13 protein-coding genes and 1 pseudogene are annotated in these 13,118 nt (G+C 29.8%); 9 read left to right on the forward strand and 5 right to left on the reverse strand.

Annotated features, from left to right (window positions below):
• Positions 1 to 22 precede the first annotated feature (22 nt).
• From T514_RS24540 to ahbB, 6 genes are all read left to right on the forward strand, one after another.
• Entirely contained in the window at positions 23 to 406 is a 384-nt protein-coding gene (locus tag T514_RS24540; RefSeq protein WP_051542028.1) for a NifB/NifX family molybdenum-iron cluster-binding protein, read from the forward strand.
• Positions 407 to 496: 90 nt separating this feature from the next.
• Entirely contained in the window at positions 497 to 943 is a 447-nt protein-coding gene (locus tag T514_RS0112390) for a DUF134 domain-containing protein (protein WP_027625064.1), read from the forward strand.
• A 356-nt stretch (positions 944 to 1,299) separates the two neighbouring features.
• Positions 1,300 to 2,463 carry a putative heme d1 biosynthesis radical SAM protein NirJ1 gene (gene nirJ1 / locus T514_RS0112395; protein WP_027625065.1) on the forward strand — a complete coding sequence of 388 codons (1,164 nt, stop codon included), beginning with the start codon at positions 1,300 to 1,302 and terminating at the stop codon, positions 2,461 to 2,463.
• Between the two features lie 11 nt (positions 2,464 to 2,474).
• A complete protein-coding gene (gene nirJ2 / locus T514_RS0112400; protein WP_027625066.1) occupies positions 2,475 to 3,461 on the forward strand; it encodes a putative heme d1 biosynthesis radical SAM protein NirJ2 in 987 nt (328 codons plus the stop codon).
• Positions 3,462 to 3,475: 14 nt separating this feature from the next.
• Positions 3,476 to 3,940 carry a siroheme decarboxylase subunit alpha gene (gene ahbA / locus T514_RS0112405; RefSeq protein ID WP_027625067.1) on the forward strand — a complete coding sequence of 155 codons (465 nt, stop codon included), beginning with the start codon at positions 3,476 to 3,478 and terminating at the stop codon, positions 3,938 to 3,940.
• On the forward strand, positions 3,933 to 4,430 hold the full coding sequence (gene ahbB, locus T514_RS0112410) for a siroheme decarboxylase subunit beta (RefSeq protein WP_027625068.1): 498 nt from the start codon (positions 3,933 to 3,935) through the stop codon (positions 4,428 to 4,430). Before ahbA ends, ahbB begins: the two co-directional genes overlap by 8 nt.
• A gap of 67 nt (positions 4,431 to 4,497) precedes the next feature.
• Here the strand turns inward: ahbB and T514_RS0112415 are convergent, their stop codons facing one another.
• From T514_RS0112415 to T514_RS0112440, 5 genes and pseudogenes are all read right to left on the reverse strand, one after another.
• Positions 4,498 to 4,920: a hypothetical protein gene (locus tag T514_RS0112415; RefSeq protein ID WP_027625069.1), complete on the reverse strand. Its 423-nt coding sequence runs from the start codon at positions 4,918 to 4,920 to the stop codon at positions 4,498 to 4,500.
• 58 nt (positions 4,921 to 4,978) lie between these two features.
• A complete protein-coding gene (locus tag T514_RS0112420) occupies positions 4,979 to 5,377 on the reverse strand; it encodes an ABC-2 transporter permease (RefSeq protein WP_027625070.1) in 399 nt (132 codons plus the stop codon).
• A gap of 26 nt (positions 5,378 to 5,403) precedes the next feature.
• Positions 5,404 to 5,889: pseudogene (locus T514_RS27335) on the reverse strand (ABC transporter ATP-binding protein); the annotation flags it as partial.
• 129 nt (positions 5,890 to 6,018) lie between these two features.
• A complete protein-coding gene (locus tag T514_RS25770) occupies positions 6,019 to 8,211 on the reverse strand; it encodes a cell wall-binding repeat-containing protein (RefSeq protein WP_051542030.1) in 2,193 nt (730 codons plus the stop codon).
• 105 nt (positions 8,212 to 8,316) lie between these two features.
• Positions 8,317 to 9,624, reverse strand: a complete 1,308-nt coding sequence (locus T514_RS0112440) for a hemolysin family protein (protein WP_034869010.1) — start codon at positions 9,622 to 9,624, stop codon at positions 8,317 to 8,319.
• Positions 9,625 to 9,801: 177 nt separating this feature from the next.
• Here T514_RS0112440 and T514_RS0112445 point away from each other — a divergent pair, with 177 nt between their 5' ends.
• Genes T514_RS0112445 through T514_RS0112455 form a run of 3 tightly spaced genes read left to right on the forward strand, consistent with a single transcriptional unit; the run spans position 9,802 to position 12,949 of the window.
• A complete protein-coding gene (locus T514_RS0112445; RefSeq protein WP_027625073.1) occupies positions 9,802 to 10,050 on the forward strand; it encodes an NAD(P)H-dependent oxidoreductase subunit E in 249 nt (82 codons plus the stop codon).
• Positions 10,047 to 11,780, forward strand: coding sequence for a [Fe-Fe] hydrogenase large subunit C-terminal domain-containing protein (locus T514_RS0112450; RefSeq protein WP_027625074.1), 1,734 nt, complete (start codon positions 10,047 to 10,049; stop codon positions 11,778 to 11,780). The genes T514_RS0112445 and T514_RS0112450 overlap by 4 nt, the downstream gene beginning before the upstream one ends.
• A complete protein-coding gene (locus tag T514_RS0112455) occupies positions 11,777 to 12,949 on the forward strand; it encodes a SpoIIE family protein phosphatase (protein WP_027625075.1) in 1,173 nt (390 codons plus the stop codon). Before T514_RS0112450 ends, T514_RS0112455 begins: the two co-directional genes overlap by 4 nt.
• The last annotated feature ends 169 nt before the right edge of the window (positions 12,950 to 13,118 follow it).

Here is a 13,118-nt window from a genome sequence, read left to right on the forward strand (position 1 = left end):
CGTATTTTAGGAGGAAAAGAATATGAGAATAGCGTTACCAACAATAGAAAACAAAATAAGTGGTCATTTTGGACATTGTCCATTATTTACAATTTATGAAGTGAATGAGGGGAAAATTTCAAATAAGAAGATTATTGAAAATCCAGGACATGAAAAAGTAAAGGTTCCAGTATATTTAAAAGAATTAAATATAGATGTAGTAATAGCAGGCAATATGGGAGAAGGTGCACAAAAGCTTCTTAAGGAAAATAACATGGAAGTTATACTTGGAGCTAATGGAGTGTGCGATGAAATAGTAGATAAATATTTAAAAGGTGAATTAAAATCAGTAGCTAGTACTTGTCATGGACATGATGGACATCATGGAGAAAATGGCCATCAATGCAAATGCAGATGTCATAATTAATAATTACTATAAATCTCTGCATATATGTTAAAAAGATAGTATAATGTTTGTAAAGAGGTATTTAGTTAACAATGCAGGGAGGAAACTTTTATGGTAAGGCCAACTAAATGTAGAAGAGTGGAGCATTTCCCCGAAAACACATATTTCACACCTGTTGGAAAGAGGAGATGTGAAATTGAAGAAGTAGTATTGAAGGTTGAAGAATTAGAGGCTATGCGACTAAAGGATGTTGAGGGATTAAATCAGGAAGAGTGTGCTGAAAAGATGGGAATATCCCGACAAACCTTCCAAAACATAATAGATGATGCTAGAAAGAAGGTTGCTATAGCTTTAACTATGGGGAAGGCTATTAACATAAGTGGAGGACATTATACAACTAATATATGCAAGTTTAAGTGTTTAGACTGTGGCAATGTATATGATGTAAACTATGAACAGGATAAAAATTTATGTCCATCTTGTGGTTCTAAGAATGTTCTTTGTAATAAAAAGGTGGGCTTTTGCCATAAATGGTGTAATAGATCAAGTGATTCTTAGGTTCAGGTGGAGTTTTCTTAAAAGAACTACCTTCTCCATCTGAACCTTATTAAGAGAGTTCTTAGGAGCTTCGCTTCTTAGAAATCCTTATCCTTTAGGGGAAGAACTTATCCAGGAGCGTAGCTATCGGATAAATTAAAAATGGATTATTTTAAGATAGTCAAAAGATTATTTTAAAATAATCCATTTTTGTGATTTATGCACAAAATTATGAATTAATTTATGTATAGAAATGATTTAAATATTTTACATGATCATATTTTCATAGAAAAGCTTTGAAATAGTAATATTTTATAGTTATAATGGAATAAATAATTATTAATTAATAATATATATTAAGTAAGGAGAAAATAATTATGCTAAGTATAACTAAGTTGCTATGCAATTCTTGTAACTTTGGAGATAGTTTAAGATATGAAAAAGGTGCAGGAGAATGTAAATGTGGAGTGAACTTTGGTAGAGGGCCTGTAGTAGTTTGGAACTGTACTAAGAAATGCAATTTGAAATGTGTACATTGTTATGCAAATGCAGAAAGTGAAAAATGTAATGAAGAATTAAGCTTAGAAGAGGCAAAAGTATTTATTAAAGATTTAAAAGATTTTAATGTGCCTGTAATATTATTTTCAGGTGGAGAACCTATGTTAAGAGAAGATTTTTTTCAAATACTAGATTTTACATCTAATCTTCAAATAAGAAGTACTATATCCACTAATGGAACAATGCTTTATAAGGATGTATGTAAAGATCTAAAGAAAATGAAGGTTGGATATGTAGGAGTAAGTTTAGATGGTACTGGAACAAAGCATGATGAGTTTAGAGGGGTTAAAGGATCTTTTGATAAAGCATTACGGGGAATAAGAAATTGTGTAGAAGTAGGGCAAAAGGTTGGGCTTAGATTTACTATAAATAAACATAATGTAGGGGGTATTGAAGATATATTTACATTAATAAAAGAAGAAGAAATTCCTAGAGTATGTTTTTATCATCTTGTTTATTCAGGAAGAGGAAGTAAGCTTGTGGATGAAGATATATCAAAAGAGGAAAGAAGAGAAGTTTTGGATTTAATTATGAGTAAATCTTTAGAGTTTGGGGAAAAGGTAGAGATATTAACTGTAGATAATCATGCAGATTCAGTATATCTATACCTTAAGGCTTTAGAAAGGTTTCCTGATAAAGCCCAGGATATATTAAGACTTATAAAAACTAATGGTGGAAATAGATCTGGAATGGCTTTTGGATGTGTAGATTATATGGGGAATGTTCATCCAGATCAGTTTACATGGCAACATAGTTTTGGAAATGTTAAAGAAGAAAAATTTAGTTCTATATGGAAAGATTCAAAACACCCTATTTTAAATGGATTAAGAGATAGAAAATCTTTACTCAAAGGAAGATGCAATAAGTGTAAATGGCTTTCTGTATGTAATGGGAATTTTAGAACCCGTGCAGAAGCAGTTACAGGTGACTTTTGGGAGGCGGATCCTGCTTGCTATCTTAAGAATAGTGAAATAGGACTGTAAGGGGGAAAGTTATGATAGTATCATGGAATACAACAAATAAATGCAATTTATATTGTAGCCATTGTTATAGAGAAGCTGGGGAAAAGCTTAAAGAAGAACTTAATACAGAAGAAGCTAAAAAACTTATAGAGGAAATACAAAAGGCAGGATTTAAAATAATGATTTTCTCAGGAGGGGAACCTCTTATGAGAGAAGATATATTTGAGCTTATAGAGTATGCTTCAGAAATAGGACTAAGGCCTGTACTTGGAAGTAATGGAACCTTAATTACTAAAAAGGTAGCAGAGAAGCTTAAATCTGTAGGCTTAATGAGCGTAGGCATAAGCTTAGATAGCTTAAATGCAGAGAAGCATAATAAATTTAGAGGGGATAAAAATGCATTTAGGGATACTCTTTTAGGAATGAAAAATTGTAGAGACATAGGATTGAGATTTCAAATACATACTACAGTTATGGAGTGGAATAAAGATGAAGTAATTCCTATTACAGATTTTGCTGTAGCTATGGGAGCTTCAGCCCATCATATTTTCTTTTTAGTTCCTACAGGAAGAGGGGAAAATATAGAGGAAGAAGTTTTAAATAGGGATGAATATGAAAGTTTACTTAAGGATATAATGAATAAACAGCAGGAAGTAGAAATTGAGATAAAACCAACCTGTGCACCTCAGTTTATAAGGATAGGGGAAAGCATGGGTATGAAGCTTAGATTTAAAAGGGGATGTCTTGCTGGCATTAGTTATTGCATTATAAGCCCTAAAGGAGATGTTCAGCCCTGTGCTTACTTAAATAGAGTAGCAGGAAATGTTAAAGATACTTCATTTAATTATATATGGCAGAATAGTAGCATATTTAAGGAACTTAGAACACAGGATTATAAAGGAAGCTGTGGAGTATGTAAATTTAAGCATAATTGTGGTGGATGTAGAGCAAGAGCTGCTTATTATAATAATGGGGATTACATGGCAGAAGAAGGTCTTTGTATTTACTCTAATAAATAATTAGGAGGAGTAAAATGGATAGTATAGATAAAAAGCTTTTAACCTTACTGCAAGAGGGAATAGATATAGAAGAAAGACCATTTTTGGCTATAGGAGAAAAAATTAATATAACAGAAGATGAAGTAATAGATAGAATTAAGAAGTTAAAAGAAAGTGGATATGTAAGAAGGTTAGGGGGAATATTCGATTCGAAAAAAATGGGATATACCAGTACATTGTGCGCAATAATTGTACCAGAAAGTAAAATAGAATATGTTGCTAAAATCATAAATAAGTATGATGAAATAACTCACAATTACATAAGAAATAATAGATATAATATGTGGTTTACTATAATAGCATCATCTAAGGATAGAATAGACCAAATAATAAGAGAAATAAAGAAAGAAGCTGGTATATTAAATCTAATAAGTTTGCCATCTAATAGATTATTTAAAGTAAAAGTTACTTTAAATTTAGGAGGAACAAAAAATGCTTAATGCTCTTGATAAGGAAATAATAAAAAGGCTTCAAGAAGATATAATTATAGAAAAAGAACCTTTTAAAAGTATGGCTAAAGAACTAAATGTAGGAGAAGAGAAAATAATTGAAAGAATAAAATATTTAAAAAATATAGGTGTACTTAAAAGAATAGGAGCAGTTCTTCATCATAGAGAGGCAGGATTTAAGGCTAATGCTATGGTAGTATGGTATGTACCTAGTGGAAGAGTAGAATGTATAGGGAACTATTTAGCTAAGTTACCACAGGTAACTCATTGCTATGAAAGGGTTACTTGTGAAAATTGGAAGTATAATCTTTTTACAATGATTCATGGAAAAACAAAAGAGGAATGTGAAAAGTTAATAGAAGGGTTAGCTAAAGAAATTAATATAAATGACTATGATATACTTTATAGCACAAGGGAACTAAAAAAGAGTAGTATGAAGTATAAAGATTTATCTGATGGATCAAGTATTCTTTTTAAGTAAACTACATCTTAAATTAGGAATCACTTGATAATAAATTAAGAGGTAATGGAGTAATTGTTTTACTTTATTACCTCTCAGGTTTTAAATGATAGCCATTCATCTCGAATTGATTTTTATTATAACAATATATAGATAATAGATATGTTACTCCAATTATACATATTAAGGCTAATATTTTCAAACTATAATTAGAATAAACGAAGTAATGCTGCTGTATATGATTATCACCTATCACTAATTCATCAAATTTAATTATAGGTTTACTTATGGTATAAAGTATTATGTTTTGTGAAATATTATTTATTTTTCCTAATAATCGATTATATGTTATAGAATTTTGTATATGAATCATTATAAATTCACTTATAATAGAAAGACATCCAAAAGGAGCAATTAATATTAATGAACCTACTCCAGCTGCAGCTATATTTTGTCCCATTATAGTTTCTATAAAAAATATAAAAGAGAATGTAGCAACACAGGTAAACATATTTATAAATAGCCAATTTAAAATTAAAGAAAAGGGTTGTTCTATCATCCATTGTAAATTAATAAAATATACTTATAACAACAAAGGTTATTATAAAAGGTAAAGTTATAGCTAGTATTCCTGTAAGCCATTTAGTTTTTATAACTTCTGATCTTTTAAAAGGCATAGAAGCTATAAGAGAATAAGTAGAACTATTTCGTTCACTTTGAAATAATATTATTGCTAAAACTATAGTTAAAGCAATAACTCCAAAAATCCATGGATCAAATTCATTTAATGAATTATTAAACCAATATTTTTCATACAGATTATAATCAATAATCCTATAATTAGAATCTCCAGCGGCACGCTGTAAAACAGATTGCTTATAAGATTTTAAATAAGTTAAACTTGAGATAATACTTATGATTTTAAATACTATAAGATCTAAAAGAATCAGCAAAAATCCATTTAGCATTTCGCCAATCTTTATAAAATAATGGATTATGCCAAAGATTTTTCATGTTTTACACCCTCCTCTGTAGAATAAATAAACATATCTTCAAGACTTAAATCTAATTCGTCAACAAATAGTGCGCCTTTATTTAATAGTTTACTAACCAATTCTTTAGAATATTTTTTAGTGATTATATAATTTACTTTTCCTATGCTTTCCATAGTTAAAACTTCAGGTCAATATACTATATCCTCTGGTAGAGCATCTTTAAATACAACTTGAAGCTTTTTTATACTGTTTTTCATATCCTCTATGTTATTTATATAATCTATTTTTCCACCATTTATAAAGGCTACTGTGTCGCATATTCTCTCTAAATCAGATAGATGGTGAGAAGATATAAACACCGTAGTTCCCCTTTCAGCTACATCATCTAAAATTATATTAATAACCTTTTTCTTTATAATTGGATCAAGACCTGAAGTAGGTTCGTCTAGAACCAATATTTCTGGCATAGTACTTAAATTTAGCATCTGGTATTATAACAGAAAGATATTACACAGATACAGCTAAGTATTCTAGGTTAAAATTTCATGTAAATTTAAGAATTATTTATTAAATAATAAAAGGGCAACTTAGCTAAGTTGCCCTTTGTATAATTATTATTTTATTTCTACATTTTCAGTTGTTTTAATTGCATTTTCCATAGTTGATTGTAAGAACTTAAAATAATCCATGGAATTTGAGTCAGTTAATGTTGGCATTTTAACAGTTATGTTTGAATCATTTAATTTTGTTAAAGATGTATTAAAGTTAATAGTCATACCAACTGTACCCTTAACACTTGGATCACCCATTTTTGATAAATCAAGCTTAAAGTCCATTACGCCTTCTTCATAAACAGTTCTACCTTTGTCATCTAAGTAGTATTTAATTTGGATACCATCTTTTCCTAATAGTTCCATAGCTGAGAAGCCTTCTACAAACTTGCTATAAGCTAATTTGTTAGCTGGCATATTAGCTAAGAATTCATTAAATCCTTTATCAAATTCTTTTTCGAATTCAGCTTTATCTTTTGCTTTGTTAGGAGAATCCACTGAATCTATACAAACATTTAAGTAAGCTTTGATAAAGTCCATTACTTCTTTTTGTTCAACAAAGTTTAAAGCATTGTTTCCTGTATAAGCTAAAAACGCTTTTAAAGTTTCGTTATTTAAAGTTATTTGATAGCCAGTAGCAGTTCTGCCATCAGGAATAGTTTTAGTACCTAATTTTGTTACTATATTAAAGTTAGGATTGTATCCAGCCACATATTTTAATCCTAATTTTTCAAAAGTGCTCTTGTTTTTTTCTATAAAGCTTGTAATTTTAGCATAATCCATTTTAGGAGTAGTAACATCTTTTGAATTACCATCTAATTTATCCATAGCTGACATATCAAGAACCATATATTCCTTACCCTTTAATGCAGCCATGCTTGGATCTGCTGCTGTAAGATCAGTTAATTCTTTAGGTAAACCGTATATTAATTTAAATGCTGGATCAGCAGGTTTTGAAGCGTCCATATCTATCCACATAGGGAATTTTATAGGTTTTGCAGCCATAAAGCCACCTAATTTTATTGTACTAGATACTTCTTCTTTCATTTTTGTATCAGATTCACTTTGAAGTTTTCCAGTCATGTCCATAGTTATAGTATCTCCTACAGTGGATATGACTTGATTAAATCCATTTTGTGCTTCAGCAGGAAGGTCTTTTGCTGAGAATTTAATTGTATAACTTCCAGCCATTTCACAGGATTTAACTTCTTCTGCTGAACATACCTTAGTTAAAAATTCTTGTCCATCTTTTGTTTTTGAAACTGTATTGTTTAGTGTGCTTTCAATTGCCTTACTAACAGAACCTTCAAGACCTAATATATAGTGATTTGTATATTCTGTAGAAGTTAAGTATGATTGTTGTTTTGAAAAATCTTTTCCATTAGTTAAAATTATTGGAGCATTTAATTTAGCAGCTAGTACACTTCCTGCAAGTGCATCACCAAAGCCTTCACCTGAAGCAACCACTGTATTAGAAGATTTTAAATCAAAAGCTCTGTTTATTAATAAGTTTGTTTCATATTTATTATTACCAGCTATTCTAATAATGTTGTTGTCTTTTAAATTAGGGTTAATAGCTTTTACTTCATTTACAATATTTTGTGATACTAAATTTTCCGCACCTATTACATAAACTTTTGAAGGTTGAATTTTATTTAACTCAGCTTTTAACTCTGTGGAAAGTTTATCCTTGTTAGTCATTATTAAAGGATATTCTTTTATAGCTGAAATATTAGAAACACTTAAAGCGTCTGCGAAACCAGCAGAACTAACAATAAATACAGGGGTTCCTTTACTTATTGTTAGCTTATTTAATATTTTACTGCTTGTTTCAAATCTATTTTTTCCAGCTAATCTTTCAGTATTAAATCCAAGTTTTTTAATTTCTGATTCAATATCTTTATTTACGGAATATTCTCCGCCTAATATATATACCTTACCAGATTTATTTAGGTGTTTTTGAATGTATTCAAATGTTTCTTTACTTCCGTCTTTAGTGGAATCAGTAAGAAGAATAGGAGCATTGATCTTTTTAGCAAATAAGCTAGCTGCTAAAGCATCATATGGACCTTTGCCACTACATAAAATTACGTTATCTACATTACCATTATAAATTTGATTAGCTATGGCAACCGCTGTGTTATAACGATTTGATCCGCCTAATCTATTATCTACCTTTGCACTAACATTAAATGCAGTCGTTGTAAGAACGGCAGCTAATGTAGCTGAAGCAACAATTGACTTGATTTTTTTCATATAAATCTCTCCTCTTATAACAAATTATCTTTGCTTATAAAATATATTACTTTAAATCCATTATAATGCAATGGTTACCTAGGTATCAATAGATTTATGATAAATTTAAGGTATGTATATTTTAAGACTTTTAATCCTTTTATATTTTACCTCTTGTATTTTAAAAACTATATTCTCATATTCTACAGTTCTTTCATCAGTATTATTTGGGATAGTACCTAAAAGGTTAACAACAAAGCCTCCTATAGTATCTGCGTGTTCTGAAGGTAATTCTAAATGAAGAGAATCGTTTATATCATCAATAGAAATAAGACCATCTACTAAATAAGTGTGAGCATCTATTTCCTTTATGTATTCTCTCTTTTCATCATATTCATCAAAAATATTTCCTACAATCTCCTCTAAAATATCCTCCATAGTTACAATACCAGAGAATCCGCCATATTCATCTATTAATATAGCTATATAATTTTTAGTTTTTTGAAGTTCTTTAAATAATTCATCTATTGCTTTAGTTTCAGGAACAAAAAAAGCAGGTCTTAGAAGCTTTTTTATAGAATCTTCTTTTAAGGAGTTATGCCTAATATTAAAAAATAAATCCTTAATATACAAAATTCCTATTATATTATCAACATCTTCTTCGTATACTGGAATTCTTGAATATTGTTCTTCTAAAATTTGATCAATAAGTTCATTCAATGGAGTATTTATATCTATAGTAAAAACATTTGGTCTAGGTGTCATAATTTCTTTAGCTAAAGTATCATCAAAGTCAAATATACCATTTATCATTTCTTTTTCTGTTTGTTTTATAACTCCTGTTTCTTCTCCTACTTCTATCATCATTTTTATTTCTTCTTCTGAAACATCTTCTTCAATAGAATCACTATCTATGCCAAAAAGTCTTATAAGAATGTTAGTAGACCATGTTAGTATTTTAACAAATGGCAAGGTGATTTTTGAAAAAAATATTATAGGTTTAATTACAAACATAGCTACTTCATCAGAATGATGAAGTGCCAATCTTTTTGGCAACAATTCACCAAGGACTAATGTTACATAGGATAATATAACTGTTACTAATATTAAAGATATTTGATTACTAGCAGGAACATTTAGCGCTTTTAGCCATGCAGATAAAGGTTGAGAAATATTTGTTGCAGCAGAAGCACTAGCTAGAAATCCTGATATAGTAATTCCAACCTGAATAGTAGCTAAAAATTTACTAGTTTCTTTTGTTAATTCCAATAACAGCTTTGCTTTATCATTATTATCTTCTTCTGCCAAATGTGATAGCTTAGTTTTGTTTAAAGATACTATAGCCATTTCAGAGGCAGCAAAAAAAGCATTAACTCCAATTAATAATAATATAAAAAATAAATCTAATAAGATACTATTTGAATTACCATTCATTAGTAGAAACCGCCTTTCTACAGTATATATAATTATATTTTTGCTTAGAATGAGTATATTATTCCTTATATAATATAAAAAGATTACTTTCCACTTTTTTATAAGTAGAATAAATGTAAGCTTTAGAGTAAAATTATTTATAGGTAAATGAGTTTATGATTTAGGGATGGTGATTATATGGTTACTATAAACGTATGTGTAGGAAGTGCTTGTCATTTGAAGGGTTCTTACAAAGTAATAAGGGAATTACAAAAACTTATTGAAAGCTATAAAGTAACAGATAAGGTTGAACTTAAAGGCGCATTTTGCTTGGGTAATTGTACGGAAGGCGTTTCTGTAAAAATAGATGACAAAATTTATTCAGTAAATGAGAGTAATGTGGAAAGTTTTTTTAAAGAACAGGTTTTAGGGAGGATACAGCAATGAGTCACATGAATTTTTCTAGGGCTAATTGTAAAAACTGTTATAAGTGTTTACGATCATGTCCAGTTAAGGCTATAAAATTTAAAAATGAACAGGCAGAAATAGTGGAAGAAAGATGTATAAGCTGTGGTCATTGTTTAGCTATATGTCCGCAAAATGCAAGAAATATAACTAGTGATTTAGATCTTGTTAGAAATGCTGTAAGAGATGGTAAAAGAGTAGTTGGCAGTATAGCACCTTCTTTTGCTGGATTTTTTAGAGGTAGGGAAGGAAAATTAATCGCAGCATTAAAAAAGATGGGATTTTATGATGTAGAAGAAACAGCTGTAGGAGCAGAGGTAGTAACGGAATTATATAAGGATTATATAAACGAAAATAAATTAGAAAATTATATAACAACCTGCTGTCCATCAGCTAATTATCTTATAGAAAAGTATTTTCCAAAATTGATTCCATATATAATACCTATAGTATCACCAATGATAGCTCATGGTAAAATTCTTAAAGATATTTATCAAAATGACAGTTTTACTGTGTTTATTGGTCCTTGTGCAGCTAAAAAAGTTGAAGCAGATAGTTATAGTGAAGATCCAAGGCCTATCGATGCAGTATTAACCTATGAAGAAATACAAAAGTGGATTGAGGAAGAAAATATTAATATAGATGAATTAGAAGAAGATAGTGTTAGTAGTATGGCGTTTAAAACAGGTAGAGGTTACCCTATACATGGAGGAATTATAAAGGCAGTAGGGGATTTACCTGCATTAACTAATTTTGATAAATTATCAGTAAGTGGTATGGAAGAATGTATAGAACTATTAAATAGTATAGAGCAAGGAAATTTAAATAAAGTATTAGTAGAAATAAGTGCTTGTAAAGGAAGTTGCATAGGAGGACCTAACAGAATTAGAGATAGAAAAGAATATTTTGAAAGAATGACATGGGTAAAAAAATACATAGAAAAAAAGGAAATGCATATAAAGGAAAATGAAAAGATAATAGATACGCCAAAGGGTATAGATTTTTATGCTAATTTTAAGGATAAAAGTATTTTAAATGAAAATCCATCAGATGAAGAAGTAGAAAAAATAATGAAAAGCATGGGAAAATACAGTGTTGAGGATGAACTAAATTGTGGAGTATGTGGCTATGATACCTGTAAAGAGAAGGCAAAGGCTATCTACAATGGCATGGCAGAACCTACTATGTGTTTGCATTATATGAGGAGTAAAGCAGAAAATATAACAAATGTTATATTTGAGAATACAGCTACTTGCATAATATTATTAGATGGGAATTTAAAAATTAAAGAAATCAATCCAGCAGGAGAAGAAGTTTTCTTAGTTAAAGGCAATAATGTAAAAGATAAGCCTATTTCTATATTAATGGGCGATGAAGATTTTAGATATGTAATAGAAACGGGAAAAAGAATTATAGGAAAGAAAATAGCAGTACCCCAATATAATGCAGTATTTATTGAAAATATTGTGTATTTGCCTAAGCAGGATGTAATAATGGCTTCCATGGTAAATATAATGCAGGAAGAAAAAAATAGGGAAGAATTAATTAAAGTAAAAGAAAACACTTTAAATGCAGCTCAAGAAGTTATAGATAAACAGATGAGGGTTGCTCAAGAAATAGCTAGTCTTTTAGGAGAAACTACAGCTGAAACAAAGATTATTTTATCAAAGCTTAAAAAAGTAGTGGAAGGAGAAGAAGGTGAAATAAGATGAGTTTATTTGTAGATGTATCCTTTCAAAGCTTAATAAAATTTGAAGAAGAGTTATGTGGAGATAGAGTAGAAATAGTAAGGCTTTCAGATAGCACTATAATAGTTATGGCTGATGGATTAGGCAGTGGAGTTAAGGCTAATATATTATCTACTTTAACTACAAAAATTTCAGCAACGATGTTAAGAGAAGGGGCAAATATATATGAAACTGTAGATACCATAGTAAATACTCTTCCTGTATGCAAGGTAAGGAGAATAGCTTATTCAACCTTTACATTAATAAAAATATATGATGATGGAAGAGTGTATTTAGCAGAATATGATAATCCGCCAATATTTATAATTAGACAAGGAATAATGATGAATATAGATAAAAAAGAAATAGTGATAAATGATAGAAAGGTATATGAAAGTAAATTTTATGTACAACCAGGAGATGTATTAACTGTAGTTAGTGATGGAGTAATTCATGCAGGCCTTGGAAATATAATGAATCTAGGATGGAACTGGGATAATGTATGTGATTATTTAGAGAGAAGTACAAAAGATAAAAAAGATGCACAGAGTATAACAAAGGATTTAGCTGAAGTGTGTTGGGAGCTTTATGGAGGAATGCCAGGAGATGATACAACCATAGTTACTATGAAGATAAAGACTCCAGAATGTGTGAACTTATTTACAGGTCCGCCTAAAGATAAAAGTAAAGATGGACAGGTTGTAAAAGATTTTATAAAGAGTTATGGTAAAAAGATAATATGTGGAGGAACTGCTGCAAATATTCTTCAAAGAGAGCTAAATAGGCCACTAAATGTGAATTTGGATTTTGAATGTAAGGATATACCGCCTACAGCTAATATGGAGGGGATAGATCTAATAACGGAAGGGGTTATAACTCTTAGTAGGGTTGTAGAAATGATTAAGGAGTATAAAAAATCAATTTTATCTCCAGGATATTATTATGATATATCAGGTAAAGATGGAGCTTCAAAGCTTACTAGAATACTTTTAAATGAATGTACTCATTTAACTATATGGCTTGGAAAAGCGGTAAATCCTGCTCATCAAAATCCAGATTTACCTATGGATTTAAGCATAAAATTAAATATTGTTAATGAAATAGCTCAACTTTTAAAAGGGTTAGGGAAGCAGGTTGAAATTAAAGAAGTTTAGAGAAGTGAAGAGTGAAGAATAAAGGAAGTTATTTTTAACAAAGGCATAAGCCAATATGGGCTTATGCCTTTTGATTGTCTATAAATAAAACCACCTGCTATGCAGGCGTGTTCAGAAAAGCTTAAGCGTTGAAAAAAAAATACCTCACCTTGATAGAATAGATATGGTT

The sequence above is a fragment of the Clostridium lundense DSM 17049 genome, assembly GCF_000619945.1.
Taxonomy (GTDB): domain Bacteria; phylum Bacillota; class Clostridia; order Clostridiales; family Clostridiaceae; genus Clostridium_AO; species Clostridium_AO lundense.

What these genes read in the sequence shown, in the direction of transcription:
- nirJ1 (WP_027625065.1), top strand. Translation starts at nt 1,300, where the DNA reads ATGCTAAGTATAACTAAGTTGCTATGCAATTCTTGTAACTTTGGAGAT.
- T514_RS0112440 (WP_034869010.1), bottom strand. Translation starts at nt 9,624, where the DNA reads ATGAATGGTAATTCAAATAGTATCTTATTAGATTTATTTTTTATATTA.
- ahbB (WP_027625068.1), top strand. Translation starts at nt 3,933, where the DNA reads ATGCTTAATGCTCTTGATAAGGAAATAATAAAAAGGCTTCAAGAAGAT.
- T514_RS25770 (WP_051542030.1), bottom strand. Translation starts at nt 8,211, where the DNA reads ATGAAAAAAATCAAGTCAATTGTTGCTTCAGCTACATTAGCTGCCGTT.
- T514_RS0112455 (WP_027625075.1), top strand. Translation starts at nt 11,777, where the DNA reads ATGAGTTTATTTGTAGATGTATCCTTTCAAAGCTTAATAAAATTTGAA.
- nirJ2 (WP_027625066.1), top strand. Translation starts at nt 2,475, where the DNA reads ATGATAGTATCATGGAATACAACAAATAAATGCAATTTATATTGTAGC.
- ahbA (WP_027625067.1), top strand. Translation starts at nt 3,476, where the DNA reads ATGGATAGTATAGATAAAAAGCTTTTAACCTTACTGCAAGAGGGAATA.
- T514_RS0112390 (WP_027625064.1), top strand. Translation starts at nt 497, where the DNA reads ATGGTAAGGCCAACTAAATGTAGAAGAGTGGAGCATTTCCCCGAAAAC.
- T514_RS24540 (WP_051542028.1), top strand. Translation starts at nt 23, where the DNA reads ATGAGAATAGCGTTACCAACAATAGAAAACAAAATAAGTGGTCATTTT.
- T514_RS0112420 (WP_027625070.1), bottom strand. Translation starts at nt 5,377, where the DNA reads ATGCTAAATGGATTTTTGCTGATTCTTTTAGATCTTATAGTATTTAAA.
- T514_RS0112445 (WP_027625073.1), top strand. Translation starts at nt 9,802, where the DNA reads ATGGTTACTATAAACGTATGTGTAGGAAGTGCTTGTCATTTGAAGGGT.
- T514_RS0112450 (WP_027625074.1), top strand. Translation starts at nt 10,047, where the DNA reads ATGAGTCACATGAATTTTTCTAGGGCTAATTGTAAAAACTGTTATAAG.
- T514_RS0112415 (WP_027625069.1), bottom strand. Translation starts at nt 4,920, where the DNA reads ATGTTTACCTGTGTTGCTACATTCTCTTTTATATTTTTTATAGAAACT.